Genomic DNA, 22,875 nt, shown 5'->3' with positions numbered 1-22,875 from the left:
GCGACGGGAGAGGGTACTCCTTCCACTGCCTGAAAATTGACCAACGGGACAGGTCCGGCCCGAAAATTGTGCGTCTGCCGGAGCAGCGCCCGGCCCGAACATTGTCCATCCCGTCAGTTCCTGTCCCGGCAGACAGGTTTTCCCGCAGTGAAAACAAAGCGCTGCCCCTTTACACCGCCCCCCTCGCCCCGTGTGGCTCACTTCTTGCTTCCGTTCCCCGCGAGAGACGCCAACGCGAAGGGACGAACGCCGTGCCAGCCGCCCAGCCCGCACCGCTCACTCTGGTTCCGCCGGCCGCCGAACCGGCGCCGCGCACCATCGTCGACATCCGCAACCTGACCCTGACCTATCAGGCCGCCGATCATCCGGTCTACGCGCTGAGCGACGTCAGCCTGTCGATTGCCAAGGGCGACTTCATCTCGCTGATCGGCCCCAGCGGCTGCGGCAAGACCACGCTGATGCGGGTGGTCGCCGACCTGGAACAGCCGACCTCCGGCGAGGTGACGGTCAACGGCATGACGCCGGAACAGGCACGGCTGAAGCGTGCCTACGGCTATGTCTTCCAGGCCCCGGCGCTCTATCCCTGGCGTACGGTAGAGCGCAATGTCACGCTGCCGCTGGAGATCATGGGATTGCCCAAGGCCGAGCGGCAGCAGCGCGCCCGCGAACAACTGGAACTGGTCGGGCTGTCGGGCTTCGAGCGCAAATTCCCCTGGCAGCTGTCCGGCGGCATGCAGCAGCGCGTGTCCATCGCCCGCGCCCTCGCCTTCAACCCCGACCTGCTTCTGATGGACGAGCCGTTCGGCGCGCTGGACGAGATCACCCGCGACCACCTGAACCTGCAGCTCACCCGCCTGTGGCTCGGCACCCGCAAGACCTGCATCTTCGTCACCCATTCCATCGCCGAGGCGGTGTTCCTGTCCACCCGCATCGTGGTGATGAGCCCGCGCCCCGGCCGCATCCTCGACGTCATCGACTGCGACGGCGACCTGCCGCGCGAGCGCACGCTGGACATCCGCGAAAGCCCGGAGTTCCAGCGCATCGCCCACCGCGTCCGCGAAGGGCTGATGGAGGGCCACAGCTATGACGACTAAGGGCTCCTTGCCGGTGGTGGTGATGGCGCTGGCGGTGCTGGCGCTGTGGTACATCGGCGCCGTCTGGCTGAACGCGCCGATGGCGACGGATGCGCTGAACCGCGCCGGCCAAAGCTGGACCACCGCAGACCTGATCCGCGCCACGCTGGCGATGAAGCGGCCGATCCTGCCGACGCCGGATCAGGTGGCGCTGGACCTCTACACCTCCCTGACCGGCCATCCGGTGACCAGCATCCGCAACCTGCTCTACCACACCGGCGTTACTGCCGGGGCGGCGCTCGCCGGCTTCGGCATGGGGGTGGTTCTGGGGGTGGCTTTGGCGGCGGGGATCGTCCAGGCGCGCACCCTGGAATCGAGCCTGCTGCCCTGGGTCATCGCGTCCCAGACCGTGCCGATCCTGGCCATCGCGCCAATGATCGTGGTGATCCTCGGCAACATGGGCTTCACCGGGCTGCTGCCCAAGGCGATCATCGCCATGTATCTGTGCTTCTTTCCGATCACCATCGGCATGGTGAAGGGGTTGCGCTCCGCCGATCCGCTGACGCTGGACCTGATGCGGACCTACAGCGCCGGCACCGCCCAGACCTTCCGGCTGCTGCGCCTGCCGGCCTCCCTGCCCTACCTGTTCACCAGCCTGAAGATCGCGGTCGCCGCCAGCGTCGTCGGCGCCATCGTCGCGGAGCTGCCGACCGGCGGACAGGCTGGGTTGGGCGCGCGGCTGCTGTCCGGCTCCTACTACGGCCAGACCGTGCAGATCTGGAGCGCGCTGGTGATGGCGGCGCTGCTGAGCGTCACGCTGGTCGCCGCCGTGGGCCTCGCCGAGCGGGCGTTGGTGCCGGGCGGCCGGGGAGGTGCGCGATGAAGCGTCCCACCATGGCCCTCCCGCAAATGGCGCACTCAGATATGGCGCCCTGGCCGCTCGTCATGCTGGCCGCCCCGCTGCTGCCCTTCGCCGGCTTGGACGGCACCACCCTGTTCCTGCCACAGCTTCCCATCGCGCTTGCCCTGTTCGCCGTGACCATTGCGACGATCCTCGGCCGCCGCCTGCCGGGCTCCGCCCTGGGGGAGGCCCTGCTCCTGCTGGCCGGGGTCGCCTCCGCCTATGCCGCGCCGCTGGTGCTGCTGAAGGAGGGCTACGGCCTCGCCCAGGCCGGCGGTTTGTGGGTCTATCTGGCCGGCGCCACCCTGCTGCTGTGGCGGGTGCTGGCCCTGCTGGCGATGGTCAGCGGTCCGGCACGGCTGGCCGGTCCCGCCCTGTTCGGGCTGGCGCTGGTGATGCTGTGGGAGATCCTGACCCGCGGTTTCCAGGTGCCGACCATCCTGCTGCCGCCGCCCAGTACGGTGCTGTCCGCCTTCGCCGTTCATGCCGCCGATCTGTGGGACGATTTCAGGCAGACGGTGCTGGTCTCCGTCCTGCGCGGCTATCTGATCGGCTGCGGCGCCGGCTTTCTCGTGGCGATCCTGGCCGACCGGGTGCCCTTCCTGGCGCGCGGGCTGCTGCCGCTCGGCAATCTCGCCAGCGCGGTGCCGGTGGTGGGCATCGCGCCGATCATGGTGATGTGGTTCGGCTTCGACTGGCAGTCCAAGGCCGCCGTCATCGTGGTGATGACCTTCTTCCCCATGCTGATCAACACGCTGGCCGGGCTGCAGAGCGCCGAGCGCATCCAGTTGGACCTGATGCGGTCCTACGGCGCCGGTTACTGGCGCACGCTGGCGATGCTGCGGCTTCCCTGCGCCTTGCCCTTTTTGTTCAACGGACTGAAGATCAACTCAACCTTGGCCCTGATCGGGGCCATCGTCGCCGAGTTCTTCGGGACGCCGGTGGTGGGGATGGGCTTCCGCATCTCCACCCAGGTCGCCCGGATGAATCTGGATGTCGTGTGGGCGACCATCGCCGTCGCGGCACTCACCGGATCGCTGCTCTACGGCGCATTGGCGCTGGCGGAGCGGCGCGTCACCGCTTGGCACCCGTCTTTGCGCAAACGCTGACCGCCTTCCTTCAAGCCGAAACAAACCCCAGCCAGAAGAGGATCGAACGCGATGAAGACCCTTGCCTCCGCCGTCCTGCTCGCCGCCACCGCGCTCACCGGCCTCGCCGGCTGGGGTGCGCCGGCCGCCGCCGCCGATGCGCTGACGCTGCAGCTGAAATGGGTCACCCAGGCCCAGTTCGCCGGCTATTACGTCGCGGCGGCCAAGGGCTTCTACAAGGACGCCGGGCTGGACGTCACCATCAAGGCCGGCGGCCCCGACATCAACCCGACCCAGGTCATCGCCGCCGGCGGCGCCGACGTGATCGTCGATTGGATGCCGTCGGCGCTCGCCAGCCGGGAAAAGGGCGTGCCGCTGGTCAACATCGCCCAGATGTTCCAGAAGTCCGGCATGATGCTGACCTGCCGCAAGGACGCCAACATCAAGGATCCGAAGGACTTCAAGGGCAACACCCTGGGCGTCTGGTTCTCCGGCAACGAATATCCGTTCCTGTCCTGGATGAGCAAGCTGGGCTATTCCACCTCCGGCTCCAACCCCGACGTGAAGGTGCTGAAGCAGGGCTTCAACGTCGATCCGCTGCTGCAGAAGCAGGCGGCCTGCATCTCCACCATGACCTACAACGAGTACTGGCAACTGATCGAGGCCGGCATGAAGGCCGACGAACTGACCGTCTTCAAATACCAGGACCAGGGCGTCGCGACGCTGGAGGATGGGCTCTACGCCACGGAGAAGTCGCTGTCCGATCCCAAGATCGTCGAAAAGCTGGCGAAATTCGTCAAGGCTTCCGCCAAGGGCTGGGAATATGCCGCCAAGAACCAGGCGGAGGCGGTGAAGATCGTGCTGGAGAACGACACCACCGGCGCCCAGACCGAGGAACACCAGACCACAATGATGCAGGAGGTCGCCAAGCTGATCGAGGGCGGCGCCAAGGGAACCGGCTATCTCGACCCGGCCGACTTCAACCGCACGGTGGACATCCTGATGTCGGGCGCCTCGGCGCCGGTGATCTCCAAGAAGCCGGAAGGCGCCTACAGCCACGCAGTGTTCGACGCGGCGGCCAAGCTGTAAGGCTGCCAAAGGCCGGAAAGAAGGGGTGGTCCGCCACCCCTTCTGCTTTTCCGTCCCCGTCTGCACAAGACAGACGTGCATTTCTGCCGGTAAAAGACTTTCCGCATGAGGAGCGCAAGAGATATATTAGTAAGCACGGCGTCACGCCGCTGACATGAACGGATAGAACATGGACTCCAACGCGGGCGATATGAATCTGGCGGACGCGGCCGCACCGGCGCGCCGCCGTCGCCGCCGGCCCGCCAGCGCCACCGCAAGGCCGGCCCATCGCGGCGCCACCGTGTCGGGCACCATCTACCGCGACCTGCGCGACGACATCGTCTCATTGCGCCGCAAGCCGGGCGAACCGCTGATCGAGAAGGAAGTGGCCGATACCTACGGCGTCAGCCGCACGCCCGTGCGCGAGGCGATGCTGAAGCTGGCTGACGAAGGGCTGGTGGAGGTGTTCCCGCAGTCCGGCACCTTCGTCGCCCGCATTCCCTTGAGCGCCTTGCCCGAAGCCATCGCCATCCGCCGCGCGCTGGAAGAGGCGACGGTGCGCTATGCCGCCGAACAGGCGACCGGCAGCCAGGTGGCCCGCCTGCGCGCCAACCTGGAGCTGCAGCGGGAAATGCAGGAGGCCGGCAACTTCGACGGCTTCCACGATGCCGACGAGGATTTCCACGCGCTGCTGGCGGAGATGTCGGGCTATCCCGGCTTCTGGACGTTGACTCAGCAGGTGAAGCGGCAGGTCGACCGCTACCGCCACCTGACGCTTCCGGTCGCCGGCCGGATGGAAAAGGCCCTTGCCGAACACAGCGCCGTCGTCGAGGCGATCGCCGCCCGCGACCCGGACCGTGCCGTCGCCGAGCTGCGCCGCCACCTGACCGACCTTCAGCTGGGCATCGCCGACGTCCAGCGGACCAATCCGCAATATTTCACCAGCTGACGGCGGAGGAGAGGGCGCCCCCTTACACCGTCCGCGTCTCGTAATCCGTGAAGCTCGCCTTGCGCGGGATGTAACCGCTGGCGAAATGGGACGAGGATACGATCATGTCGGCGGTGGCCTCGTTGCAGGCCATCGGGATGTTGTACAGCGTGGCAAGGCGGGTCAGCGCCTTCACGTCCACGTCGTGCGGCTGGGCGGTCATCGGATCGACGAAGAAGACCAGCAGGTCGATCCGCCCCTCCGCGATCATGGCGCCGATCTGCTGGTCGCCGCCGAGCGGGCCGCTCTTCAGCGGGGTCACGTCGAGAGTGGGGTGGGCGGCGCGCACCTTCTGACCGGTGGTGCCGGTCGCCCAATAGGCGTGGCCGTCCAGCACCGCGATGTTGGCACCGATCCAGGCGATGAGATCCGCCTTGCGGGCGTCGTGGGCGACGAGGGCGATGCGCTTGCGGGACTGCTGGACGGTCATGGATTGGATCTCCGGAGAATGCCGCTCTACTGATATATTAGATTGGCCGTAGGCGCAACGCGAGCGCCCCGCAGGACCCGGCCGACACGGCATTCCCGCGATTTTGTCGCGCATTCTCCGTTGGCTGAAATGTCCGGCTTTCCATCATTAGAGCTTGCCCGTTTTACTAGTATATTAGTATGATCGGGGCAGACTTGCCGTATCGCCGGCCCACCCGAAATCGAAGGACCCGATCGACATGAAAATCTCCGTCCGCCACGCCTCCCACCCCGACGCGGTGCGCAGCTTCGATTCAGAGACGCTGCGCGACCACTTCCTGGTTCCGACCCTGTTCGAGGCGGACGAGACCGTCTTCACCTACAGCCACGTCGACCGCTTCGTCGTCGGCGGCGCCATGCCGGTCGCCGGCCCGGTCAAGCTGGTGTCGTCCAAGGAGATCGGCTCGCCCAACTTCCTCGACCGGCGCGAGCTGGGCGTGGTCAATGTCGGCGGTCCCGGCCGCGTCACCGTCGACGGCTCCGTGTTCGAACTGGCGCCGCGCGATGCGCTCTATGTCGCGATGGGCAGCAAGGACGTCACCTTCGAAAGCCTGGACCGCCGCGAGCCGGCCAAGTTCTACCTGAACAGCACGCCGGCCCATGCGCGGTTCGAGACGATGAAGATCTCCATCGGGCAGGCCAAGGCCGTGCATCTGGGCGACCCGGCCCAGTCGAACGAGCGCACCATCTACCAGATGATCCACCCCGACGTGGTCCGCACCGCGCAGTTGGTGCTGGGCATGACCGTGCTGAAGCCGAACAACATGTGGAACACAATGCCGTGCCACACCCATGACCGGCGCTGCGAGGTCTATTTCTACTTCGACCTGCCGGAGGACGCCCGCGTCTTCCACCTGATGGGCGAGCCGGAGCAGACCCGCCACATCGTCGTCGCCAACGAGCAGGCCGTGATCTCCCCGCCCTGGTCGATCCATTCCGGCGTCGGCACCCGCAACTACACCTTCATCTGGGCGATGGGCGGCGACAACCAGGACTTCACCGACATGGACTTCGTCGCCATGGACCGCCTGCGCTGAGGACAGACGCAGCCATGAGCAAGTCCTTCAACCTGTCCGGCCGGACGGCGCTGGTCACCGGTGCCAACACCGGCATCGGTCAGGCCATCGCCGTGGCGCTGGCCGAGGCCGGCGCCGACGTGGCGGTGGCCGGCCGCACCCCGCCGGTGGAAACTCAAGGGATGGTGGAGCGCGCCGGCCGGCGCTTCGTCTCCATCTCCGCCGACTTCACCAGCATCGAACCGGTCCCCCGCATCATGGAGGAGGCGGTCGCAGGTCTCGGCCATGTCGACATCCTGGTCAACAATGCCGGCATCATCCGGCGCGCCGATTCCATCGACTTCACCGAAGCCGACTGGGACGACGTGATGAACGTCAACATCAAGTCGGTGTTCTTCCTCTGCCAGGCGTTCGGACGCCATGTCTTCGCGCGCCGGGCCGCAGGCGAGGATGCCAAGGGCAAGATCATCAACATCGCCTCGATGTTGTCCTTCCAGGGCGGCATCCGGGTGCCGTCCTACACGGCCTCCAAAAGCGGCATCGCCGGCATCACCAAGCTTCTGGCCTGCGAATGGGCGGGCAAGGGCATCAACGTGAACGCCATCGCTCCGGGCTATGTCGAGACCAACAACACCACGGCTCTGCGTGCCGACGAGACGCGCAATGCCGAGATTCTGGCGCGCATCCCGGCCGGGCGCTGGAGCGTGCCATCCGACATGGCCGGCCCGGCGGTGTTTCTGGCCTCCGACGCCTCCGACTATGTCCACGGCATCACCCTACCGGTCGATGGTGGCTGGCTGGCGCGCTGACGGGGAACCAACCCCCGCTGCCGCGCCCGTCCGGGGCGGCGGCGGGACCTCAGGGGAAGAAGGAAGAAGACCAATGACCACCGACGTGTTCGTGACCGCGGACGATATCCCGTGGCAGGATCTCGGCGACGGGGTGCGGCGCAAGATCCTCGGCTACAACGACGCCATGATGATGGTGCGGGTGGAGTTCGAGGCCGGCGCCATCGGCGCGCAGCACCGCCATCCGCATGTCCAGTGCGCCGTGGTGGAGAAGGGGTCCTTCGACGTCACCATCGACGGCCGCACCAAACGGCTGAACACCGGCGACGGTTATATGGTGCCGTCCAACGTGCTGCATGGCGTGGTGGCGCTGGAGCCCGGCGTGCTGCTCGACATCTTCACGCCGATCCGCGAGGACTTCCTGGGCGAGCCGGTGGCTTACGCCGCCGCGGCCGACGCCACCCAGGCTTGAACCGCCATTGGGGAAAGGGGACCGAACTGGCCCCCTCCCTCCCCGGCCCCCTTTGCCATCGGGTCAGGCGAGGTCGCCGGGTGCGGTGAAGTAGCGCGGATAGTCGCGGCGGATGTCGGCGACCGAGATCTGCAGGTCGTCCAGATGCTCGTCCAGCGCCTTGATGGCAGCCGCCGGATCGTTGGCCGCGATGGCGTCGACAATGGCGGTATGCTCGGCGATCACCTCGGCGACGCGGCCGAGCACCGGCAGGGTCAGCAGGCGGTAGCGGTCGATCTGCACCTTGGTCTGCTGGATCAGCGTCCAGAATCCGGGATAGCCGGCGATCTCCGCGACCAGAGCGTGGAACGCCTCGTCGGCCTGATGGAAGCCGGGGAAATCCGCGGCCTCCTGCATCTCCTTCTGCAACTCCAGATTGGCTCGCAGCGCTGCGATCTGGCTGCGCGTGGCACGCGCCGCGGCATAGCGCACCGTCGCCTCTTCCAGCGCCTTGCGGATGGCAAAGGCCTCCGGCAGGCCGTCCAGCGGGATGCGCGCCACGAAGGTGCCGGATTGCGGGAAAATCTCGATCAGCCCCTCGTCGGCCAGCTTCAGCACCGCTTCGCGCACCGGCGTGCGGCTGACGCCGTAGGTCTCGGCGATCTGCTTTTCGGCGATGGCGTCGCCCGGCTTGCGCTTCAGCGAGACGATCTCGCCCCGCAGGTCGCGGTAGATGCGCGACGCCACCGTCGCGGCGCGGCGCGGCGGCCGGACCGTCGCGGCCGGGACCGCGGCGCGGCGGGCGGTTGCAGGGGCCAGGCCGCCTTCATCGTCTGTCGTCGCGACCTTCTTCACCGATGGCTCCATTCCGGCAGGCATGTAACGGGGCGGCAGTCTTCCGCCCCTGGGGCGTTCCTCGTTTCCCGCAATCTACCCGCCCCGCTTCACCAAGGTCAAACCCATCGCCAGCATCACGCCCGGCCTTCTGCACAGATCAGGTGCGGCGACTGGGCGCAGGCCTTGCTGGCATCTACACCCCGCCATGGGAACGATTGGGCTTGCAATCATATCTGATATATTAATATTATACGGCCAGCCGGTAGGGACGGTCCCCCGCACGGACCCCGCCTTCTCCCCACCCTGCTTTTGTCACTCTCTTGCAGCGCAGAGGCTTCCGATGCTTCACCCCGACCGTCTGTTCCCGAGCGACCCGACGCAGCGCTCCATCGCGCGGCGCCTCTACGGCGAAGTCAGCGCCCTGCCGATCATCAGCCCGCACGGCCACACCGATCCGTCCTGGTTCGCGAAGGATGAGGCGTTCCCCGACCCGGCGAGCCTGTTCGTCAAGCCCGACCATTATGCCTTCCGCATGCTGTACAGCCAGGGAATTCCGCTGGAGCAGCTGGGCGTGCCGCGCAAGGACGGCGGGGAGACCTCGTCCGACAATCGCGCCATCTGGCGCCTGCTGGCCTCCAACTGGCACCTGTTCCGCGGCACGCCGACGTCGATGTGGCTGACCCACGCCTTCGAGACCGTGTTCGGCGTCACCGAGCGCCTTAGCGCCGACAGTGCCGACCGCATCTACGACCAGATCGAGGAGTGCCTGGGCAAGCCGGAGTTCCGTCCGCGCGCCCTGTTCGAGCGCTTCAACCTGGAAGTGCTGGCGACCACCGAATCGCCGCTCGACAGGCTGGAGCACCACAAGGCGATCCGCGAGAGCGGCTGGAAGGGCCTGGTCATCACCGCCTTCCGTCCCGACCCGGTCGTCGATCCGGAGTTCGAGGGCTTCCGCGAGAACCTCGCCGAGCTGGCCCGCATCACCGGCAAGGACACCGCGACCTGGGACGGCTATCTCGCCGCGCTGGCCGACCGCCGCCTGTATTTCAAGAGCTTCGGCGCCACTTCGACCGACCACGGCCACCCGACGGCGGCGACCGCCGATCTGGCTCCCGCCGAAGCCGCCAAGCTGTTCGACATCGTCCGCCGCGGCGGCGCCACGGCCGAGGAGGCCGAGCTGTTCCGTGCCCAGATGCTGACCGAAATGGCGCGGATGAGCCTGGAGGACGGTCTGGTCATGCAGATCCACCCCGGTTCCTTCCGCAACCACAACACCCGCCTGTTCGAGCGTTTCGGCCGCGACAAGGGCGCCGACATCCCGGTCGGCACCGAATATGTGCGGGCGCTGAAGCCGCTGCTCGACCGCTTCGGCAACGAGCGCGACCTGACCATCATCCTGTTCACGCTGGACGAGGACAGCTATTCCCGCGAGCTGGCGCCACTGGCCGGCCATTACCCGGCGCTGCGCGTCGGCCCGGCCTGGTGGTTCCACGACAGCCCCGAGGGCATGCGCCGTTACCGCGAGATGATCACGGAGACTGCCGGCTTCTACAACACGGTCGGCTTCAACGACGACACCCGCGCCTTCTGCTCGATCCCGGCCCGCCATGACGTGTCGCGCCGCGTCGATTGCAGCTTCCTCGCCCGTCTGGTCGCGGAGCACCGGATGGACGAAGACGAGGCGGCGGAACTGGCCGTCGACCTCGCCTACCGCCTCGCCAAGAACGCCTACAAGCTGTGATTGGTTGAGCTGTAACGCCGAGATCCCCCTCTCCCCCCCGGGGAGAGGGTCGGGGTGGGGGGGATGCACCGCAGGATTTTCCCAAAGGTCCCGCCACGCTTCCCCCTCACCCTAACCCTCTCCCCGGGGGGGAGAGGGGATCTTAAGTCTCCCGCGCCTTAAGGACATCTTCCCATGGCATCGCTGACCATCCGCCTGCACCCCGCCGACAACGTCGTCGTCGCCGGCGCCGACCTGGAGCCCGGCACCGCCCTGCCCGGCACTGATGTCGCGACCACCGGGCCGGTGCCGGCCGGGCACAAGGTCGCGGTGCGCGCCATCGCACCGGGCGAGCCGGTGCGCAAGTACAATCAGGTCATCGGCTTCGCCACCGCGGCCATCCAGCCGGGCGACCATGTCCACGTCCACAACATGGGCATGGGCAGCGATTTCGAGCGCGATTACGCCTTCGGCGCCGACGTCCATCCGGTGGAAATGATCCCGGAGGCCGAGCGCGCCACCTTCCAGGGCATCGTTCGCGCCGACGGCCGCGTCGCCACCCGCAACTACATCGGCGTGCTGACCTCGGTGAACTGCTCCGCCACCGCGGCGCGGATGATCGCCGACCATTTCCGTGGCTCCGCGCTGGCCGCCTATCCCAACATCGACGGCGTCGTCGCCCTGACCCACGGCTACGGCTGCGGCATGGCCGGCAGCGGCGAGGTGATGGACACGCTGCGCCGGACCATCGCCGGCTATGCCCGCCATCCGAACTTCGCCGCGGTGATCCTGCTGGGCCTCGGCTGCGAGGTGAACCAGATCGACAAGCTGATGGAGGCCACCGGCCTGGAGGCAGGATCCCGCGTCATCCCCATCGGCATCCAGGACATGGGCGGCACCGCCGCGGCGGCCCGCGAAGGCATCCGCCGGATCGAGGCGCTGCTGCCGGAGATCAACGACGTCACCCGCCAGACCCTGCCGGCCAGCCACCTGACGCTGGCTCTGCAGTGCGGCGGCTCCGACGGCTATTCGGGCATCACCGCCAACCCGGCGCTGGGCTATGCCGTCGACCTGCTGGTCCGCAACGGCGGCACTGCGGTGCTGAGCGAGACGCCGGAGGTCTATGGCGCCGAGCATCTGCTGACCCGCCGCGCCGTCCGCCGCGAGGTGGGCGAGGCGCTGGTCGAGCGCATCGGCTGGTGGGAGGAATACACCAGCCGCACCGGCGGCGAGATGAACAACAACCCGTCGCCCGGCAACAAGAAGGGCGGCCTGACCACCATCCTGGAGAAGTCGCTGGGTGCGGTCGCCAAGGGCGGCACCACGCCGATGACCGCCGTCTACCGCTATGCCGAGCCGATCACCGACAAGGGCTTCGTCTTCATGGACACCCCCGGCTACGACCCGGTGTCGGCGACCGGGCAGGTGGCGGGCGGCGCCAACGTGCTGTGCTTCACCACCGGCCGCGGTTCGGTCTTCGGCTGCAAGCCGACGCCCAGCCTGAAGCTGGCGACCAACAGCGAACTGTTCCGCAAGATGCCGGACGACATGGACATCGATTGCGGCGCCATCGCCAGCGGCGACGCCTCCATCGAGGAAATCGGCCGCGCGATCTTCCAACTCGTGCTCGACACCGCGTCGGGCCGCAAGACCAAGAGCGAGGAACTCGGCGTCGGCGCCGATGAATTCGCTCCTTGGCAGATGGGAGCGGTTATGTAAGGGGTCCGCCCCATTTTCCATGACCGATGACGAGCCGGCGCCATGCCCGACAGTTCCATCCCCCGCACCGAAGCCGGTCCCGAGCCGGTGAACGCCCCGCAGACCCCGATCCAGCCGACGGTCAATCCAGCGGCCGGGTCGGGCGCCAAGGGCACGGAGCCGATGCGGGCGATTCTGCTGGTGGTGCTTGGCGTGGCCTGCCTGTCCTGCTCGGACGTCACGGCGAAGTATCTCGCCCGGACCCTGCCGCCGGTCGAGATCGCCTGGATGCGCTATGTCGTCTTCACCGCCCTGGTGATGCCGCTGGCTCTGCGCGGCGGCTCGCTCAGGGTGCTGAAGACGACGCGGCCGGGGCTGCAGGTCGTGCGGGGGCTCGGCATGCTGGGCTCGGCGCTGTTCTTCATCATGGCGATGCAGCATCTGCCGCTGGCCGAGGCCGCGGCGATCAGCTTCGTCTCCCCCGTCTTCGTCACCGCGCTGTCGATCCTGCTGCTGAAGGAGACGGTCGGCATCCGCCGCTGGGTGGCGCTGCTGGTCGGGCTGGCCGGCGTCATCATCGTCATCCGGCCGGGGGCGGACGGTTTCCAGGCCGCCTCGCTGCTGCCGATCCTGACCGCCTTCAGCTGGGCTTTGGGCCTGGTGGCGACGCGCAAGATGACGGTGCAGGAGAACCCGCTGACCACCATGGTGTGGAGCGCGCTCACCGGCCTGATCGTGCTGACCGTGCTGCTTCCCCTGCACGCGGCATGGCCGACGCCATGGGAAATGCTGCTCGGGGCCTTCATCGGGCTGATCTACACCCTGGCACAATGGCTGCTGATCCTGGCCTACCGCCAGGGCGAAGCATCGGTGCTGGCGCCCTTCACCTACGTCCAGCTGATCTGGTCCACCGCGCTGGGATTCCTCGTCTTCGGCGCGGTGCCCGACCATTGGACCTTCGCCGGCACGGGCGTGATCATCGCCAGCGGCCTCTACACCGCGCACCGCGAACGGATGCGGGCGCAACAGCGCCGCGCCGCGGATGCATGACCAAGGTTTCGCCGGGGCGATCCCCGGCTTGTGGAGAATAAACATGACCGACACGCCCAACCGCGTCGCCGCGCTCGGCGAATGCATGATCGAGATGTTCCGGCGGCCGGACGGGTCGCTGACCATGGGTTTCGGCGGCGACACGCTGAACACCGCGGTCTATCTGGCGCGGCTGGGCACGCCGGTCGACTATGTCACTGCTCTCGGCGACGATAGCATCAGCGACGGCATGGTGGCCGCCTGGGCGGCGGAAGGCGTCGGCACGTCCCACGTCCTGCGGGTGCCGAACCGCCTGCCCGGCCTCTACCTGATCGAGACGGACGCCAGCGGCGAGCGCCGCTTCCTCTACTGGCGCGACAAGGCCCCAGCGCGCGAACTGTTCGCCCTGCCCCAGACGCCGGAACTGTCCAAGGCGCTGGAGGGCTACGGCATCGTCTACCTGTCCGGCATCAGCATCGCCATCCTGGGCGAACAGGGCCGCGAGCGGCTGTTCGAGGTGTTGGAGCGGGTGCGGGCGCGCGGCGGCAAGGTCGCCTTCGACACCAACTGGCGCCCGCGCCTGTGGCCGGACATCGAGACCGCCCGCACCGCCTTCGACAGCATGCTGCGGCTGACCGACATCGCCCTGCCCGGCGTCACCGACCTGCGCGACCTCTATGGCGACGCCGATGCCGACGCCGTGCTGGCCCGCGTCCGCGACGCAGGCGTCACCGAGATCGTCCTGAAGCTGGAGCAGCCCGGCTGCGTGGTGATCGAGAACGGCGAAGCCGTCGAGGTTCCGGCGCAGAAGGTCGCCACGGTGGTCGACACCACGGCGGCCGGCGACAGCTTCAGCGCCGGCTATCTTGCCGCCCGCCTGCGCGGCGAAGGCCCGGTCGACGCCGCCCGCGCCGCCCACAGGCTGGCCGCCGCCGTCATCCAGCACCGCGGCGCCATCATCCCGCGCGAGGCGATGCCGGCCTGATCGGCGGTATTCCAGCACGCCAAATCAGCCTTCCGCCGCCAGCTCGCGGCGGAAGGCGCGGCTCGCCATTTCCGCGAAGGCGGTGAGCGCCGCCTCGTCGGCGCCGTCGCGTGCCGCCGCCGACATCCCCTTCATCGCAATCGCCACGAAGTCGGCCAGTTCGCCGGCCCGCTCCGGATTCTCCGTGGCTATGAAGTCCCGGACCGCCGACACTGCGGCCTTCCTCAGCGCCTCGGCCAACGCGCATGCCTCCGGATCGGCGCTGTTGCGCGCGCCGTCGAGCACGAGGCAGCCCGCGACCCCGTTCCGCTCCGGATAGAGCCGCGCGGCCAGCAGCAGCGTGCGCCCGATCACCTCGGCCACACTGCCGCCGCCTTCCTGCGCCCGGGCGAAGATATTCGCCTCCCCCGCCGCATAGCGCTGAAGCGCCCGCTCGAACAGCCCGGCCTTGCTGCCGAAGGCCGCATAGAAGCTCGGCGGCTTGATACCCAGCTCCGCCCCCAACTCGGCCACGCCCACGGCATCGTAGCCGCGCGCATGGAACAGCTTCATCGCGGTCTCGACCGCCTCGTCCACATCGAACGACCGCCGCCGTCCGCGCGGTCCGCATGATCCTGCAGGAGGCGTTTTTGTAGCGGTCACTATAATTTCTCCTTGCGCAAGTCCCCCTGCCCGGATTTATATAGCGATTACTACATTTACTCAAGGAGCACATCATGGGTGAGTTCACCGGCCGCAAGGTCCTGGTCCTCGGCGGCAGCCGCGGCATCGGCAAGGCCATCGTCCGCCGCTTCGCCAAGGCCGGCGGCGAGGTCGCCTTCACCTATGCCGGGTCGAAGGACGCGGCCGAGGCGCTTGCCGCCGAAACCGGCGCGGAGGCCATCCGGACCGACAGCGCCGACCGCGACGCCCTGATCGCCACCGTGGCCGACCGCGGCGCGTTGGACGTGCTGGTCGTCAATGCCGGGACGGCGATCATCGGCGATCCGCTGACCTTCGATCCCGACGCCGTCGACCGGATGATCGACATCAATGTCCGCGCGCCCTATCACGCGTCGGTCGAAGCGGCCCGGCGCATGAACGACGGTGGACGCATCATCGTCATCGGGTCGGTCAACGGCGACCGCGTGCCCTTCGCGGGAGCGGCCGCCTACGGCATGACCAAGTCGGCGGTCCAGAGCATGGTGCGCGGCCTCGCCCGCGATTTCGGCCACCGCGGTATCACGGTGAACGCAATCCAGCCGGGTCCGACCGACAGCGACATGAATCCGGCCGATGGACCGATGGCGCCCGCCATGCGCGAGTTCATGGCGATCAAGCGCTACATCCATGCCGACGAGGTCGCCGAACTGACCGCCTACGTCGCCGGTCCGCATGCCGCGATGATCACCGGCTCGTTCCAGACCATCGACGGCGGGTTCGGCGCCTGACCGTCGGCTCTTGGAAGAACGGGGGACGGTGCGCGTCCCCCGAATCCTAATTTCTGCTGATCCTTATTTCTGCTGATCCTTGCGCGAGGCGCCCATACCGCCGGTGGCGTCCGGCAGCGGCGTGTGACCGGTGTTGCCGGTGCGATGCTGCGGGTCGTCGCCGGCCTGCGGCGTGTTGCCGGGCGACATGGCGTCGACGGCACGCTTGATCCGCTCGCCGCCCTCGCGCGCCTCCTGCACGTGACCCGACAGATCGCCCGCGGCCTTGTCCTTTGCCTGATCGATAGCGTCCCGCATCCGGTCATTGTCACCCGAGGCGCGGTCTTGCCCGCTGCTGTTCCGGTCGCTGGGCTGGTTCCGGTCGTTCTGGTTGCTCATCGGCAATCCCTTCCTTTGGCTTGCGGCATCCGCGGCGATCCAGGCAACTGCCGCTCCACCTTGCGATGCCCCATTCCCTATCAACCGGAAGCCGACGCGAAACTTGCGCTGCGCAAAAGGGGACCTCGCAGACGATGCCGGGCAGCCAGCGCCAGCATCCGCACCGACGGTTCGAAACTTCAGGGTATTTAATTCGCCATCAAAACAGAAACATACAACGGCATATAGATTTCGTATGCACACAATAAAATCCAAATAAACGTAACAGACAAATGAATGCTTTGGGAGTTTTTCTTGTTATCTTCCGGTGCAACAATACGTTTATGTGCATTATTTTTCTGAAAACTTATATTGAATAGAATAATTGCCTGTGCATTATCAGGACACGATACGCAGTTGCCACTCATGTTTCTTAATGAGTGCATATGCATATCGATTATCATTTCAATCTTTCTGAAAATGGGAGCGATAGTTATGTCGACAACTTACAGCGTTGCCGTCACCATGGACCAGAACACTCTTACCACTCTGAAAAACAACGGCTTCATTCTTTATGGATTTAAGGGCATCAGCACGCCGAATGGCTCGTCGGCACAGCCGACCGTTTGGTTTTCTACTAATCAATATCTGACCAGCACCACCATCAGCTGGACCGAAAATTACAAAGCCTATATCAGCTCCCAGCAGATTCAGGCCAACACGACGATCGACGCCAGCAACAACATTTCGGCAGATCTCGGCAATCTCGTGACTGTGGACGGCAACGGCATGCTGACCGTCAGCACCACGGGCGGCACGTCGGGCGCGGTCAGCGTCTATGACAATTCGAGCAACCCCTACACGACGGGCCTCAGCCAGGCCGCCAACGGTGGCCCCGCCACCCCGCTCTGCGCGCTCAGCCTTCTCGGACAGACGACGGACGTGATCGTGCCGATCGAATATGTCCTGCTGATGTTCGCGACCCAGACGGTCGACACCGGCACCGTGCTCTACAACGCCTACACGCAGAGCATCGCCGTCGATCTGACCGGGGCCCCGGCCAACTCCCGCTCGGTCAGCTATGTCGTCAACCAGGGCTGGCAGACGGATGGGGCGACCTGGGCGACGGTTTACCCGCCGAATGCGGCGCTGAAGCCGCTCCTGATCAATCCCATGTGATTTGCCACGGCGTCGTTGTCCGGGTTGCAGAACGCAACCCGGCGGCGGCGCCGCGCCGGCCTCCGTCGATCGGCCGGCAGACGGGCAAGCCCCCGGAGAGCGGTGATGAGCACGACACACGATCTCCTTATCAGTATTGCAATCGAAAGCACAACTTTCAACTCTTTGAAATATTCCGGATATAATTTGTTTGGAATGGTTGGGGTCGTCAGCTCAAACAAAAGCGGAAGGCCCGCGGTCGTCGTCTGTACGAATACATATTTTCAAAACAACACGGTGACGCTTTCAGGTCAGTTGACCGCCTATGACTCGGGTTCCCAGATTTCTGACAATGCAACGATCCATATCGGCAATCAGAGCACCGTGACCACCGGGCAGTTCGCCGTCATCGACGGCAACGGCTCCGTCTCGGTCGCATCGGGGGCTCCGGCCAACACCGTGTATATCGTCAACAACGCTTCCGTCGACTACACGGTCGGCATCGCCCGCAACATGTATGTTTCGAATGTTTCTCCATCGGCGGTGCCGGCCGTAGCCTTCGATGCACAGCCGTCCTCCATGGTGACGACGGCGCCCACCGGGTCCGCCCTGTTCTTCTTCGGAACTCCGACCTATAGTTCCGGCACAATCCTGACGACCTGTTTCGGCTCCGCTGTCGTCATCGATCTGGCGACGGCCCCGGCTGGCGGAGTGACCCTGACTTACGATCAGGCACAGGGCGGCTGGGTGACGAACGGCGCCTCCTACTTGTCCATATTCGCTGCCGGCAGCGACCTCACGCCGATTCTCATCCAGGACCCCGGGCCGAACGTTCCCGCCATGGCAGTCTCGGTGCCGGTCGACTACACAGATATAGCGGAGGACCAACCGCCCATGACCGAACAGGGTTGAGGCAGCCCCCGTATCAGCGGCCGGCGGTGCCCGCCAGCGCACCTTCATGGGCCAGAAGCCAGCGCTTGCGCTCCACCCCGCCGCCATAGCCGGTCAGCGCCCCGCCAGAGCCGATCACGCGATGGCAGGGCACCACGACGCTGATCGGATTGGCGCCATTGGCATGTCCCGCCGCCCGCACCGCCGCCGGACGTCCGGCCAGCGCCGCCAGTTCGCGGTAGCTGACGGTGCCGCCGCAGGGAATCCCGCGGAGTGCCGCCCACACCGCACGCTGGAACGGCGTCCCACCGGTGCACACCGGCAACCGGTCGATCACCGCAAGCTCACCCGCGAAATAGGCATCCATCGCCCGCGTCAGCCCGCCCGGATCGTCCGACGGCCGCAATTCGTACCCGCCGGGATGATGCAGGCGCAGCAGCCGGTGCAGCCGATCCTCATGATCGGTCCAGTCGATGGCACGCAAGGCGCCGTCGGCATCGGCGACCACGATCAGTTCGCCGATGGGCGTGGCGGTGTGGTCGATCAGCAAGCTTGAGATAGCGGACATGGCGACACCCCTATCCCTGATGCATAGGCGCGCTGCCGAAATTGAAGGCATCGCCTTTGCGAAGCAACTCTTTGATACGACGCAATTTCCTATCCCCGGTCCGCGCCGTTCAACGGATTTTCTTGCGTGTCGCCGCCAAAAGAGGCGCCAAAAGGCCGAGTTGCGTGCAATCCGCATGGCTGGCATGATCGAACCATGCCTGTCCATACCGTCAGTTCTTGACCGAACAGTCAGCTTTTCCGCCGCCTCCGTGTCTTGGCAGTGCTGGTTGGTTCTCTTGGCACGCGGGTTGCTGACGCTTCGGTAGACACGCCGCTCTGCGACCGAAGGGAAGCCATCCGCCATGACCCTGATCGCTACGCTTGCCGATACCGAAGACGGTCCGTCCTCGCCCTACGCCGACCTGACCCCGGCGATGACGCCGGTGCAGGCGCTGGCCGAGTCCAACCGCTGCCTGTTCTGCTACGATGCACCCTGCATCAAGGCCTGTCCGACCGGGATCGACATCCCCGCCTTCATCCGCTCGATCGCCACCGGCAACCTGAAGGGGGCCGCGACGACGATCCTGTCGGAGAACATCATGGGCGGCACCTGCGGCCGGGTCTGCCCGACCGAGACTCTGTGCGAACAGTCCTGCGTGCGCAACCGCGCGGAGGATCGCCCCGTCGCCATCGGCCGGCTGCAGCGCCATGCCACTGACCGCCTGATTGACGGCGAACCCGCCCACCCCTTCCCCCGCGCCGCCGCCACCGGCAAGCGCGTCGCGGTGGTCGGTGCCGGCCCGGCCGGCCTGTCCTGCGCCCACCGCCTCGCCACGCTGGGCCACGAGGTGACGGTGTTCGAGGCCAAGGCGAAGTCCGGCGGCCTCAACGAATACGGCCTCGCCCCTTACAAGATGGCCGACGATTACGCCCAGCGCGAGGTCGCCTTCATCCTCGGCGTCGGCGGCATCAATGTGGAGCATGGCCGCAAGCTGGGCGCCGACCTGTCGCTGGACAGCCTGCGCGCCGACTTCGACGCTGTCTTCCTGGGCGTCGGTCTGGGGTCCAACAACCGCCTCGGCATCCCCGGCGAGGAGCGGGCGGGCGTGGAGGACGCCACCGCCTTCATCGAGCGCGTCCGTCAGGCTCCCCCCGGCAATCCGCCCGCGGTGGGGCGCAGCGTCGTGGTGATCGGCGGCGGCAACACCGCCGTGGACGCCGCCATCCAGGCCAAGCGCCTGGGCGCGGAGGACGTCACCCTGGTCTATCGCCGCGGCCGTGCCCAGATGGGCGCCACCGCCTGGGAGCAGGAACTGGCGCAGACCGAGGGCGTCGTGCTGAAGACCTTCGCCGCGCCCAAAGAGATCGGCGAGACCACCATCACCTTCGAGCGCACCCGCCTGACCGACGGCAAGCTGTCCGGTACCGGCGAGACCTTCATCCTCCAGGCGGACATGGTGCTGAAGGCCGTCGGTCAAAAACTGTCGGCCGACGCGCTGGACGGCCTGCAGGTCACCGGCGGCAAGATCGCCATCGACCCGTCCTACCGCACCACGCTCGCCAAGGTCTGGGCCGGCGGCGATTGCGTCGCCACTGGAGAGGATCTGACTGTCCAGTCGGTGCAGGACGGCAAACTCGCCGCGCTCGCCATCCACAGCCACCTGACCGCCTGAGGAAAGGGAGCCACATCATGGCCGATCTCAGCAGCACCATCGCCGGCATCCACTCCCCCAACCCCTTCTGGCTGGCGTCGGCCCCGCCGACCGACAAGGCCTACAACGTCGTCCGCGCCTTCAAGGCGGGCTGGGGCGGCGTCGTGTGGAAGACGCTGGGCGAGGACCCGCCGGTGGTCAACGTCTCCAGCCGCTACGGCGCCCATCTCGACACCGACCGCCGGATGATCGGCTTCAACAACATCGAACTGATCTCCGACAGGCCCTTGGATGTCAACCTGCGCGAGATCATGGAGGTCAAGCGCGACTTCCCCGACCGCGCCATGGTCGTCTCGCTGATGGCGACGATGACGGAGACGGCCTGGGCCGGGCTGGCCCGCCGCATCGCCGAGACCGGGGCGGCCGACGGCCTGGAACTCAATCTCGGCTGTCCGCACGGCATGTGCGAGCGCGGCATGGGCTCCGCCATTGGGCAGGTGCCGGAGATGGTGGAGCAGGTCACCCGCTGGGTGAAGAACGCCGTCAACCTGCCGGTGATCGTCAAGCTGACCCCCAACATCACCAACATCCTGTGGTCGGCGGAGGCGGCCAAGCGCGGCGGCGCCGACGCGATCTCGCTGATCAACACGGTGAACTCCATCGTCGCGGTCGATCTAGACGCCATGGCGCCGACCCCGGTGGTCGACGGCAAGGGCAGCCATGGCGGCTATTGCGGCCCGGCGGTGAAGCCGATCGCGCTCAATATGGTGGCGGAGATCGCCCGCAATCATGAGACCCGCGGCATGCCGGTCAGCGGCATCGGCGGCATCACCACATGGCGCGACGCGGCGGAATTCCTGGCGCTGGGCGCCACCAACGTCCAGGTCTGCACCGCCGCCATGACCTACGGCTTCAAGATCGTGGAGGACATGATCGGCGGCCTGTCCAACTGGATGGACGAGAAGGGATACGGGACCCTTGACGAGCTGAGCGGCCGTGCGGTGCGCAACGTCGTCAACTGGAACGACCTGAACATGAACTTCTCGACCAAGGCGGTGATCGACCCCGCCTTGTGCATCGACTGCGGCCGCTGCCACATCGTCTGCGAGGACACCTCGCACCAGGCGATCCGCATCGATGCGGGCGAGGGCCGCCGCGTCTTCACCGTGGTCAACGAGGAGTGCGTCGGCTGCAACCTGTGCAGCCACATCTGCCCGGTGCCCGACTGCATCACCATGGTGCCGGAGCAGACCGACCTGCCCTACGTCACCTGGCCCAACGACGCCCGCAACCCGATGCGCGTCCCCGAAGCCGCCGAATAACAAGCCGCCTCATAAGAACGACGTTCAGGAGAGAGCAACATGTCCACCCCGCAGAATGTCGCCGTAAACGGCTCGCGCCTGTGGCAGAGCCTGATGGACATGGCGCAGATCGGCGCCACGCCCAAGGGCGGCGTGTGCCGGCTGGCGCTGACCGACCTCGACAAACAGGGCCGCGACCTGTTCGTACGCTGGTGCGAGGAGGCCGGCTGCTCGGTGACGGTCGACAGGATGGGCAACATCTTCGCCCGCCGCCCCGGCCGCGACGACAGCCTGCCCCCGGTCATCATGGGCAGCCATCTCGACAGCCAGCCGACCGGCGGCAAGTATGACGGCGTCTATGGCGTGCTGGCCGGGCTGGAGGTGGTGCGCAGCCTGAACGACATGAACTACGTCACCGAGGCGCCGGTCGAGGTCGCGGTCTGGACCAACGAGGAAGGCTCGCGCTTCGCCCCGGCCATGGTGTCGTCCGGCGTCTTCGCCGGGGTGTTCGATCTGGACTACGGCCTGTCGCGCGCCGACCTCGACGGCAAGACGATGGGCGAGGAGTTGGCCCGCATCGGCTATGCCGGCGATCAAGATGTCGGGGGCCGCAAGGTCGGCGCCTATTTCGAGGCCCACATCGAACAGGGTCCGATCCTGGAGATCGAAGGCAAGACCATCGGCGTCGTCACCGACTGCCAGGGCCAGCGCTGGTACGAGATCACCTTCACCGGCCAGGAGGCCCATGCCGGCCCGACCCCGATGGTCCGCCGCAAGGATGCGCTGCTGGGAGCATCCCGCGTCGTCGATGCGGTCAACCGGATCGGCATGAAGTACGGCCCGCTCGCCTGCGCCACCGTCGGTCTGATGCAGATCCACCCCAACAGCCGCAACGTCATTCCCGGCCGGGTCTTCTTCACCGTCGATTTCCGCCACCCGGACGACGCCATCCTCGCCGCCATGGACGGCGAACTGCGCGCCGAGGTGGAGCGGATCGCCGGAGAGATCGGGCTGGAAAGCGATTTCCAGCAGATCTGGTACTACGCTCCGATCAAGTTCGACGAGAGTTGCGTCGCCGCCGTCCGCAAGGGGGTGGAGCGCACCGGCCATAGTTTCCGCGACATCGTGTCGGGCGCCGGCCACGACGCCTGCTACCTGTCAAAGGTCGCGCCGACCGCCATGGTCTTCATCCCCTGCATCGACGGCATCAGCCACAACGAGGTCGAGGAGACGACCCCGGAATGGTCGACCGCCGGCTGCGAGGTGCTGCTACACGCCGTGCTCGACCGCGCCAACGCCATGGCTGAGCAAACTATCCCTCTCCCTCCCGGGGAGAGGGTTGGGTGAGGCGGACGCGCGGCGAGGATTCTTGGAGAGTCACGCAGCGCATCCCCCTCACCCTGACCCTCTCCCCGCTTTCGGCGGAC

Annotated in this window: 23 protein-coding genes; 18 read left to right on the top strand and 5 right to left on the bottom strand. The window is 66.7% G+C overall.

All coding sequences use genetic code 11. The features are described 5' to 3' along the window. Window positions 1-251: 251 nt before the first annotated feature. From FZ983_RS07465 to FZ983_RS07445, 5 genes are all read left to right on the top strand, one after another. Entirely contained in the window at window positions 252-1,094 is an 843-nt protein-coding gene (locus FZ983_RS07465; protein ID WP_149222919.1) for an ABC transporter ATP-binding protein, read from the top strand. Beyond that, window positions 1,084-1,956, top strand: a complete 873-nt coding sequence (locus FZ983_RS07460) for an ABC transporter permease (RefSeq protein ID WP_149222918.1) — start codon at window positions 1,084-1,086, stop codon at window positions 1,954-1,956. The genes FZ983_RS07465 and FZ983_RS07460 overlap by 11 nt, the downstream gene beginning before the upstream one ends. Beyond that, window positions 1,953-3,083, top strand: a complete 1,131-nt coding sequence (locus FZ983_RS07455; protein WP_149222917.1) for an ABC transporter permease — start codon at window positions 1,953-1,955, stop codon at window positions 3,081-3,083. The genes FZ983_RS07460 and FZ983_RS07455 overlap by 4 nt, the downstream gene beginning before the upstream one ends. A 51-nt stretch (window positions 3,084-3,134) precedes the next feature. Beyond that, entirely contained in the window at window positions 3,135-4,151 is a 1,017-nt protein-coding gene (locus tag FZ983_RS07450) for an ABC transporter substrate-binding protein (RefSeq protein WP_149222916.1), read from the top strand. 169 nt (window positions 4,152-4,320) lie between these two features. After that, the gene (locus FZ983_RS07445; protein ID WP_149222915.1) at window positions 4,321-5,079 is read left to right on the top strand and encodes a GntR family transcriptional regulator; all 759 of its coding nucleotides are present in this window, start codon (window positions 4,321-4,323) and stop codon (window positions 5,077-5,079) included. Window positions 5,080-5,101: 22 nt separating this feature from the next. On the opposite strand, the gene FZ983_RS07440 is transcribed toward FZ983_RS07445, so the two are convergent. Further along, the gene (locus tag FZ983_RS07440) at window positions 5,102-5,548 is read right to left on the bottom strand and encodes a methylglyoxal synthase (RefSeq protein ID WP_149222914.1); all 447 of its coding nucleotides are present in this window, start codon (window positions 5,546-5,548) and stop codon (window positions 5,102-5,104) included. Window positions 5,549-5,786: 238 nt separating this feature from the next. On the opposite strand from FZ983_RS07440, the gene kduI reads away from it, so the two are divergent. The 3 genes from kduI to FZ983_RS07425 all read left to right on the top strand — a co-directional run bounded on the left by kduI (window position 5,787) and on the right by FZ983_RS07425 (window position 7,862). After that, complete coding sequence (gene kduI / locus FZ983_RS07435; RefSeq protein WP_149222913.1) at window positions 5,787-6,623, top strand: 5-dehydro-4-deoxy-D-glucuronate isomerase; 837 nt, start codon at window positions 5,787-5,789, stop codon at window positions 6,621-6,623. Window positions 6,624-6,637: 14 nt separating this feature from the next. Beyond that, window positions 6,638-7,411: a 2-dehydro-3-deoxy-D-gluconate 5-dehydrogenase KduD gene (gene kduD / locus FZ983_RS07430; protein WP_149222912.1), complete on the top strand. Its 774-nt coding sequence runs from the start codon at window positions 6,638-6,640 to the stop codon at window positions 7,409-7,411. A 73-nt stretch (window positions 7,412-7,484) separates the two neighbouring features. Beyond that, window positions 7,485-7,862, top strand: coding sequence for a cupin domain-containing protein (locus FZ983_RS07425; RefSeq protein WP_149222911.1), 378 nt, complete (start codon window positions 7,485-7,487; stop codon window positions 7,860-7,862). A gap of 63 nt (window positions 7,863-7,925) precedes the next feature. Here the strand turns inward: FZ983_RS07425 and FZ983_RS07420 are convergent, their stop codons facing one another. Next, window positions 7,926-8,708, bottom strand: a complete 783-nt coding sequence (locus FZ983_RS07420) for a GntR family transcriptional regulator (RefSeq protein WP_149223081.1) — start codon at window positions 8,706-8,708, stop codon at window positions 7,926-7,928. A 310-nt stretch (window positions 8,709-9,018) separates the two neighbouring features. On the opposite strand from FZ983_RS07420, the gene uxaC reads away from it, so the two are divergent. The 4 genes from uxaC (at window position 9,019) to FZ983_RS07400 (ending at window position 14,110) form a co-directional block, all read left to right on the top strand. Next, entirely contained in the window at window positions 9,019-10,419 is a 1,401-nt protein-coding gene (gene uxaC / locus FZ983_RS07415; RefSeq protein ID WP_149222910.1) for a glucuronate isomerase, read from the top strand. 174 nt (window positions 10,420-10,593) lie between these two features. Further along, on the top strand, window positions 10,594-12,117 hold the full coding sequence (locus FZ983_RS07410) for an altronate dehydratase family protein (protein ID WP_149222909.1): 1,524 nt from the start codon (window positions 10,594-10,596) through the stop codon (window positions 12,115-12,117). Window positions 12,118-12,159: 42 nt separating this feature from the next. Further along, window positions 12,160-13,146: a DMT family transporter gene (locus FZ983_RS07405; RefSeq protein ID WP_149222908.1), complete on the top strand. Its 987-nt coding sequence runs from the start codon at window positions 12,160-12,162 to the stop codon at window positions 13,144-13,146. Between the two features lie 43 nt (window positions 13,147-13,189). Beyond that, complete coding sequence (locus FZ983_RS07400; protein WP_149222907.1) at window positions 13,190-14,110, top strand: sugar kinase; 921 nt, start codon at window positions 13,190-13,192, stop codon at window positions 14,108-14,110. 24 nt (window positions 14,111-14,134) lie between these two features. Here FZ983_RS07400 and FZ983_RS07395 read toward each other — a convergent pair whose 3' ends face one another. Continuing rightward, window positions 14,135-14,752 carry a TetR/AcrR family transcriptional regulator gene (locus FZ983_RS07395; protein ID WP_247883643.1) on the bottom strand — a complete coding sequence of 206 codons (618 nt, stop codon included), beginning with the start codon at window positions 14,750-14,752 and terminating at the stop codon, window positions 14,135-14,137. A 74-nt stretch (window positions 14,753-14,826) separates the two neighbouring features. Between FZ983_RS07395 and bdcA the strand changes: the two genes are divergently transcribed. Continuing rightward, window positions 14,827-15,540: an SDR family oxidoreductase gene (gene bdcA / locus FZ983_RS07390; RefSeq protein WP_149222906.1), complete on the top strand. Its 714-nt coding sequence runs from the start codon at window positions 14,827-14,829 to the stop codon at window positions 15,538-15,540. 63 nt (window positions 15,541-15,603) lie between these two features. Here the strand turns inward: bdcA and FZ983_RS07385 are convergent, their stop codons facing one another. Beyond that, window positions 15,604-15,918 (bottom strand): hypothetical protein, encoded by a 315-nt coding sequence (locus FZ983_RS07385; RefSeq protein ID WP_149222905.1) that lies wholly within the window; start codon window positions 15,916-15,918, stop codon window positions 15,604-15,606. A gap of 474 nt (window positions 15,919-16,392) precedes the next feature. Between FZ983_RS07385 and FZ983_RS07380 the strand changes: the two genes are divergently transcribed. Continuing rightward, window positions 16,393-17,076: a hypothetical protein gene (locus FZ983_RS07380; RefSeq protein ID WP_149222904.1), complete on the top strand. Its 684-nt coding sequence runs from the start codon at window positions 16,393-16,395 to the stop codon at window positions 17,074-17,076. Window positions 17,077-17,181: 105 nt separating this feature from the next. Next, on the top strand, window positions 17,182-17,967 hold the full coding sequence (locus FZ983_RS07375) for a hypothetical protein (RefSeq protein WP_149222903.1): 786 nt from the start codon (window positions 17,182-17,184) through the stop codon (window positions 17,965-17,967). Window positions 17,968-17,980: 13 nt separating this feature from the next. On the opposite strand, the gene ogt is transcribed toward FZ983_RS07375, so the two are convergent. Then, the gene (ogt, locus tag FZ983_RS07370; RefSeq protein ID WP_149222902.1) at window positions 17,981-18,514 is read right to left on the bottom strand and encodes a methylated-DNA--[protein]-cysteine S-methyltransferase; all 534 of its coding nucleotides are present in this window, start codon (window positions 18,512-18,514) and stop codon (window positions 17,981-17,983) included. 343 nt (window positions 18,515-18,857) lie between these two features. Here ogt and FZ983_RS35015 point away from each other — a divergent pair, with 343 nt between their 5' ends. The 3 genes from FZ983_RS35015 to FZ983_RS07355 are packed head-to-tail and all read left to right on the top strand — an operon-like array spanning window position 18,858 to window position 22,795. Beyond that, complete coding sequence (locus FZ983_RS35015; protein ID WP_149222901.1) at window positions 18,858-20,168, top strand: NAD(P)-dependent oxidoreductase; 1,311 nt, start codon at window positions 18,858-18,860, stop codon at window positions 20,166-20,168. A gap of 17 nt (window positions 20,169-20,185) precedes the next feature. Further along, entirely contained in the window at window positions 20,186-21,469 is a 1,284-nt protein-coding gene (gene preA, locus FZ983_RS07360) for an NAD-dependent dihydropyrimidine dehydrogenase subunit PreA (RefSeq protein WP_149222900.1), read from the top strand. A gap of 39 nt (window positions 21,470-21,508) precedes the next feature. Continuing rightward, window positions 21,509-22,795 carry a Zn-dependent hydrolase gene (locus FZ983_RS07355; protein ID WP_149222899.1) on the top strand — a complete coding sequence of 429 codons (1,287 nt, stop codon included), beginning with the start codon at window positions 21,509-21,511 and terminating at the stop codon, window positions 22,793-22,795. Window positions 22,796-22,875 lie beyond the last annotated feature (80 nt).

Source organism: Azospirillum sp. B21, assembly GCF_008364825.1.
GTDB lineage: Bacteria > Pseudomonadota > Alphaproteobacteria > Azospirillales > Azospirillaceae > Azospirillum.
The sequence above is the reverse complement of the archived record's forward strand: the minus strand, read 5'-3'. Positions and strand labels throughout refer to the sequence as shown.

What these genes read in the sequence shown, in the direction of transcription:
- FZ983_RS35015 (WP_149222901.1), top strand. Translation starts at nt 18,858, where the DNA reads ATGACCCTGATCGCTACGCTTGCCGATACCGAAGACGGTCCGTCCTCG.
- FZ983_RS07400 (WP_149222907.1), top strand. Translation starts at nt 13,190, where the DNA reads ATGACCGACACGCCCAACCGCGTCGCCGCGCTCGGCGAATGCATGATC.
- FZ983_RS07450 (WP_149222916.1), top strand. Translation starts at nt 3,135, where the DNA reads ATGAAGACCCTTGCCTCCGCCGTCCTGCTCGCCGCCACCGCGCTCACC.
- kduI (WP_149222913.1), top strand. Translation starts at nt 5,787, where the DNA reads ATGAAAATCTCCGTCCGCCACGCCTCCCACCCCGACGCGGTGCGCAGC.
- FZ983_RS07455 (WP_149222917.1), top strand. Translation starts at nt 1,953, where the DNA reads ATGAAGCGTCCCACCATGGCCCTCCCGCAAATGGCGCACTCAGATATG.
- uxaC (WP_149222910.1), top strand. Translation starts at nt 9,019, where the DNA reads ATGCTTCACCCCGACCGTCTGTTCCCGAGCGACCCGACGCAGCGCTCC.
- FZ983_RS07440 (WP_149222914.1), bottom strand. Translation starts at nt 5,548, where the DNA reads ATGACCGTCCAGCAGTCCCGCAAGCGCATCGCCCTCGTCGCCCACGAC.
- FZ983_RS07425 (WP_149222911.1), top strand. Translation starts at nt 7,485, where the DNA reads ATGACCACCGACGTGTTCGTGACCGCGGACGATATCCCGTGGCAGGAT.
- FZ983_RS07375 (WP_149222903.1), top strand. Translation starts at nt 17,182, where the DNA reads ATGAGCACGACACACGATCTCCTTATCAGTATTGCAATCGAAAGCACA.
- FZ983_RS07445 (WP_149222915.1), top strand. Translation starts at nt 4,321, where the DNA reads ATGGACTCCAACGCGGGCGATATGAATCTGGCGGACGCGGCCGCACCG.
- FZ983_RS07405 (WP_149222908.1), top strand. Translation starts at nt 12,160, where the DNA reads ATGCCCGACAGTTCCATCCCCCGCACCGAAGCCGGTCCCGAGCCGGTG.
- FZ983_RS07410 (WP_149222909.1), top strand. Translation starts at nt 10,594, where the DNA reads ATGGCATCGCTGACCATCCGCCTGCACCCCGCCGACAACGTCGTCGTC.
- FZ983_RS07380 (WP_149222904.1), top strand. Translation starts at nt 16,393, where the DNA reads ATGTCGACAACTTACAGCGTTGCCGTCACCATGGACCAGAACACTCTT.
- ogt (WP_149222902.1), bottom strand. Translation starts at nt 18,514, where the DNA reads ATGTCCGCTATCTCAAGCTTGCTGATCGACCACACCGCCACGCCCATC.
- kduD (WP_149222912.1), top strand. Translation starts at nt 6,638, where the DNA reads ATGAGCAAGTCCTTCAACCTGTCCGGCCGGACGGCGCTGGTCACCGGT.
- FZ983_RS07460 (WP_149222918.1), top strand. Translation starts at nt 1,084, where the DNA reads ATGACGACTAAGGGCTCCTTGCCGGTGGTGGTGATGGCGCTGGCGGTG.
- preA (WP_149222900.1), top strand. Translation starts at nt 20,186, where the DNA reads ATGGCCGATCTCAGCAGCACCATCGCCGGCATCCACTCCCCCAACCCC.
- FZ983_RS07385 (WP_149222905.1), bottom strand. Translation starts at nt 15,918, where the DNA reads ATGAGCAACCAGAACGACCGGAACCAGCCCAGCGACCGGAACAGCAGC.
- FZ983_RS07355 (WP_149222899.1), top strand. Translation starts at nt 21,509, where the DNA reads ATGTCCACCCCGCAGAATGTCGCCGTAAACGGCTCGCGCCTGTGGCAG.
- FZ983_RS07420 (WP_149223081.1), bottom strand. Translation starts at nt 8,708, where the DNA reads ATGGAGCCATCGGTGAAGAAGGTCGCGACGACAGACGATGAAGGCGGC.
- bdcA (WP_149222906.1), top strand. Translation starts at nt 14,827, where the DNA reads ATGGGTGAGTTCACCGGCCGCAAGGTCCTGGTCCTCGGCGGCAGCCGC.